The organism is Pseudomonas tremae (assembly GCF_001401155.1).
In the GTDB taxonomy this organism is placed as follows: Bacteria; Pseudomonadota; Gammaproteobacteria; order Pseudomonadales; family Pseudomonadaceae; genus Aquipseudomonas; species Aquipseudomonas tremae.
Window position 1 is genome coordinate 1 of record NZ_LJRO01000056.1, and the last position, 412, is coordinate 412.

Below are 412 nucleotides of genomic sequence, written 5' to 3' on the forward strand. Positions count from 1 at the left end.
ATATTCTCCAGAGTCGGTTCGATTTCGACGTTATCAAGCATGTGCACACGGATATTCTGCGCACTGAGTTGCTCGGTGACGCGCTGGGTAACCCCCAGGTTATGCATGGCGTTCTGAGTAATCAGAATTACGCTTTTGACCGGCACATCGAGCAGCGGCAGTTTTTCGCTTAGCAGGTCGAGGCTGCCGGGACCGTGGAGCACATGTTTCACAGTCTGGAAGTGGTAGGTAGCAGACATCGCGATTACCTCAGGCTTGGCGGTAGACGGCCAGCAGGTTCTGGAGTTTTTCCAGTGCGGCGGCATCGAGCGGCTGCACGGGCGCACGGCACGGGCCGACCGGGACATTGAGCAGTTGCGTTGCGGTTTTCAGCACCACCGGCATGGTGCCCAGCGCGAAGGCATCGCGCAGC

1 pseudogene is annotated in these 412 nt (G+C 58.5%); it reads right to left on the minus strand.

Annotation, left to right across the window (positions count from 1 at the left end):
* Nucleotides 1–239 (minus strand): annotated as a pseudogene (locus ALO43_RS03840) (iron-containing alcohol dehydrogenase); the annotation flags it as partial.
* Between the last annotated feature and the right edge of the window lie 173 nt (nucleotides 240–412).